The sequence below is a fragment of the Nostoc sp. UCD121 genome, from assembly GCF_014222285.1.
In the GTDB taxonomy this organism is placed as follows: domain Bacteria; phylum Cyanobacteriota; class Cyanobacteriia; order Cyanobacteriales; family Nostocaceae; genus Nostoc.
Map to the genome: position 1 here is coordinate 1 of NZ_JACKZS010000364.1, position 4349 is coordinate 4349.

Here is a 4349-nt window from a genome sequence, read left to right on the forward strand (position 1 = left end):
CTACAAGATTAAGAAATAACTGTAGTAAATAGTTACTTGTAATTAATCAAACTCTTGTATCAACAAATCCATATCAAAAAATTGCAATTACTATAAAATCTATCTCCTGCTTAAGAAAGACATACAACTGACCTCATCCTTTAAAGATTTCATCCAATAATGAAATTGTGATGAAATTTTTATAGTTCTTTCGGTAGAGATATTTATTATTCCAATGGCTAGAAGCGTTCATTCTCGCAAACCTCTAAAGTAATGCCAGAATCACCAAAATAACTAGTCAAAAATTAAACACATAAGCAAAATGTGTAATTGGTATAAAAATTTCAACTTAGGACAGCTTGCTTCAATTTGGATTCAATCATAAGTTTTCAATATCAGCTATCTTCAAACTTTGCAAATGAAAATACATAGCAAAAATTCTGAAAAAGTATTATGAGTTATTCTCCTTATCTGCTTAAAGGTCAAAAAGCACTGGTGACAGGTGCTAGTTCTGGAATTGGTGAAGCGATCGCTCGTTATTTGGCTGCATCAGGTGCAGCAGTAGCCATCAATTACCATTCTGAAGCTGAATCAGCCCAAAAAATTGTTGATGATATCAAAGCTGCTAATGGAGAAGCATTCGCTATTCAAGCCGATGTCAGCAAAGAAGACCAAGTAAAGGCAATGTTCAGCCAAACCCTTAAACAATTTGGCACTATTGATATTTTAATAAGTAATGCAGGCATTCAAAAAGACTCAGCATTTATAGATATGACCCTCGATCAATGGAATGCAGTGATTGGGATAAATCTAACGGGACAATTCTTATGTGCTAGGGAAGCTGCAAAGGAATTCTTGCGTCGAGGTGTGAAGCCTGATATTTCATGTGCGGCAGGTAAGATTATTTGTATGAGTTCTGTACATCAGGTAATTCCTTGGGCAGGTCATGTTAATTATGCTACTAGCAAGGGTGGTATTAATATGATGATGCAGAGTATTGCCCAAGAACTTGCTCCTCACAAAATTCGGGTTAATAGTATTGCTCCTGGTGCTATTAAAACTCCAATTAACAAATCAGCTTGGGATACTCCACAAGCAGAGGCGAAGTTACTACAACTAATTCCAGCAAAACGTGTGGGAGATGTAGAAGACATCGCCAAAGCAGCAGTTTGGTTGGCTTCTGATGACTCTGATTATGTCAACGGTACAACACTATTTGTAGATGGTGGTATGACTTTGTATCCGGGTTTTACAGAGAATGGTTAAGATAATTCGTAATGACGCTCTCTACGAGACGCTGCGCGAACGAATACTCGCTAACGCTGCTGGTTCAATTTTCTTACTCATCCGTACTATTTTAGGACTCAAAGCTGATGCTTCCAAACAACAGTTAAAAGTACAGCCGAATCTACCAGATTTCTTACCCGATTTAGAACTCACAAATTTGTCCGTGGGAGACGCGACGGTGGGATTACGCTTTTGGCGTGATGGCGAACAAACCCAATGGAAAGTTACCCATATCGATGGTGAATTACAAGTTTATACTACTTAGGAATTGGGATAAAATTATTCTGATAATTGATAAAAATGAACACTATAAACCCTTTTGGCGACCCCATAAATGGAATTTTCCTAGCACTCAGCATGACATTTTCTATGTTTTGGGAAATTCTTTGGGCGCTCATTCTTGGTTTTACACTATCAGGGATTGTTCAAGCGGTAATTTCTAAAGGGGAAATGAGCCGACTACTACCAGATGCGTCACCAAAATCGATTGCAGTAGCCTGTGGTTTAGGTGCAGCTTCATCGTCATGTTCTTATGCTTCTGTTGCCCTTGCCCGTTCCATCTTTCGCAAAGGTGGTAACTTTACAGCAGCGATCGCATTTCAATTTGCCTCAACTAATTTAGTCATTGAACTAGGCATTATCTTGGCAGTATTAATGGGGTGGCAATTTACCCTGGCTGAGTATGTCGGTGGACTATTGATGATTGTAATATTAGTATTTCTGTTTAAAGTATTCCTAAAACCCCAGATGGTGAAAGCAGCTAAACAGCAAGCCAACCGGGGACTTTCCGGTAAAATGGAAGGACACGCCAATATGGATATGTCAGTAACAGAAGGTTCTATTTGGCAAAGAATTTTTTCTGATAAAGGATTTACATCTATTAGCCACTACTTTGTTATGGACTGGGTTTCTGTGTGGTTAGATATTGCGCTGGGATTAGTAATTGCAGGGGCTTTGGCTGCTTGGATACCCAACGACTTTTGGCAAGCATTCTTTCTCACAGATCACCCTATATGGTCGAAGTTATGGGGGCCAATTGTCGGGCCAATTGTAGCGATATTTTCCTTTGTTTGTTCTGTGGGGAATGTTCCTCTAGCGGCTGTGCTGTGGAATGGAGGTATTAGCTTTGGAGGTGTAGTCGCATTTATTTTTGCCGACCTGATTATACTACCAATTTTGAATATTTACCGCAAATATTACGGGTTAAAAGTTAGCATATTTCTAGCGATCGCTTTTTATGCAGCAATGGTAATTGCGGCATTAATAATTGAAATTCTGTTCCAAATTTTGGGATTAGTACCACAAGAACACAACGCCAAAGTAGTTGAGGTATCTATCCAATTTAACTACACTACAGTATTGAATATTTTGTTTTTGGCTCTAGCAGCTTTACTAGTTGCGCGGTTCTTCAAAACTGGCGGGCCGAATATGCTGCAAATGATGAATAGCGGCAGTGAGCAAGAACATAGCGAACACCATAACATGATGCATTATGTTTTGAAAAAGAGGAGAAAGAAATCTGTGAGAAACTTACCTATTTAGAAGCTAATATTTACAATCATGGCAACTGATTCATCTAAAAAAACAATCTTTGCGGCGATGGGGTCTAATTTAGCGATCGCTATTACTAAATTTATCGCCGCCTCTATTACTGGCAGTTCCGCTATGATATCTGAAGGTATTCATTCAGTTGTAGATACTGGCGACCAACTATTACTTTTACTAGGAATTAGCAGGAGCCAAAAACCAGCAGATGATAGTCATCCCTTTGGTTATGGCCAAGAACTTTATTTCTGGACTTTTATCGTTGCTATCCTCATCTTTGCTATCGGTGGCGGGATGTCAATTTATGAGGGAATTACTCATTTAATTAACCCCAGTCCTTTAGAAGACCCAATGTGGAATTATATTGTGTTAGGTATAGCAATACTATTGGAGGGTTATTCTTGGACTGTAGCTTTAAAAGAGTTTTTGCCGACAAAGGGCAAACAAAATTTTTGGCAAGCTATCAAAAATAGTAAAGATCCTACAGTAATTACAATATTATTTGAGGATACTGCTGCCATTTCAGGTTTACTCGTTGCCTTAATCGGAATATTTTTAGGTCATCTATTTAATAATGTTTATTTTGATGGTATCGCCTCAATTATCATTGGCATTATCTTAGCTATAGTAGCAGTGGTACTAGCGAGAGAAAGTAAAGGATTATTAGTTGGTGAAAGTGCCGATACTCAAACTATAGCTAATATCCGTTCTTTGTCAAAAACAGAACCAGGAGTGAAAGAAGTTATCCGGGTGCTAACAATGCAACTTGCTCCCAAAGAAGTATTGCTCAACTTAGAACTTCAATTTTCTCACAATCTTACAGGTGAAGAAATAGCTTTAACTGTAGAAAATTTAGAAGCAAACATTCGCCAAAAGCATCCTGAAATAAAACAAATTTTTATTGAAGCTAAATCATTAACTGCATCTCGCAAATATTCTCAAAATTCTCAATAATTTTTTCATCAAATAAAAATTAACTACAGCGCTGATCTGCACAACAAATTATGGTAAAAATTCTTAGTCAAGGACAGGCTTTTGGCTCACCAGGTATCGATCCTCGGTGGACTCATGCTAATAAAGATGGAGTCGGAACAGCTTACTCTACCTCTAGTAACATTTGGTTTACTATCTGGAACGGTGTTGTCACTGAAATCTACCATCCCACAGTAGATAAACCCCAAGTTCGGGATTTACAGTATCTAATTTCTGATGGAAAAAGCTTTTTTCACGAAGAGAAACGCCATCTCGAATCAAAAGTTGAACCGATGTGGACTCATGGTTTAGGATATCGCATCACTAATTCCGATCCACAAGGGCGTTATGCTGTCATCAAAGAAGTAATTGCTGACCCACATTTATCCTGTATTTTACAACGCACAAAGTTAACAGGAGATAGTGATTTTATTTCCCAACTCCAGCTATACGCTTTGTGTGCGCCACATCTGGAAGTTGGAGGTAGAGGCAGGGCAAACGCATCTAAATATTGATGAGGATAGATAAAAGTAGAAAGCACCAGAAGCTAGACCCCATAGTACTTT

At 38.3% G+C, this 4349-nt stretch carries 5 protein-coding genes; all 5 read left to right on the plus strand.

The annotated features are described in order from the left end of the window. The first annotated feature begins 432 nt into the window (after positions 1–432). The 5 genes from GNF10_RS35520 to GNF10_RS35540 are packed head-to-tail and all read left to right on the plus strand — an operon-like array spanning position 433 to position 4298. Positions 433–1245, plus strand: a complete 813-nt coding sequence (locus GNF10_RS35520) for an SDR family oxidoreductase (RefSeq protein WP_185582036.1) — start codon at positions 433–435, stop codon at positions 1243–1245. After that, complete coding sequence (locus tag GNF10_RS35525) at positions 1238–1531, plus strand: hypothetical protein (protein WP_260446194.1); 294 nt, start codon at positions 1238–1240, stop codon at positions 1529–1531. Before GNF10_RS35520 ends, GNF10_RS35525 begins: the two co-directional genes overlap by 8 nt. 35 nt (positions 1532–1566) lie before the next feature. After that, positions 1567–2808, plus strand: a complete 1242-nt coding sequence (locus tag GNF10_RS35530) for a permease (RefSeq protein WP_185582037.1) — start codon at positions 1567–1569, stop codon at positions 2806–2808. Between the two features lie 18 nt (positions 2809–2826). Beyond that, positions 2827–3765, plus strand: a complete 939-nt coding sequence (locus GNF10_RS35535; RefSeq protein WP_185582038.1) for a cation diffusion facilitator family transporter — start codon at positions 2827–2829, stop codon at positions 3763–3765. A 50-nt stretch (positions 3766–3815) separates the two neighbouring features. Then, positions 3816–4298, plus strand: coding sequence for a hypothetical protein (locus GNF10_RS35540; protein ID WP_260446193.1), 483 nt, complete (start codon positions 3816–3818; stop codon positions 4296–4298). The last annotated feature ends 51 nt before the right edge of the window (positions 4299–4349 follow it).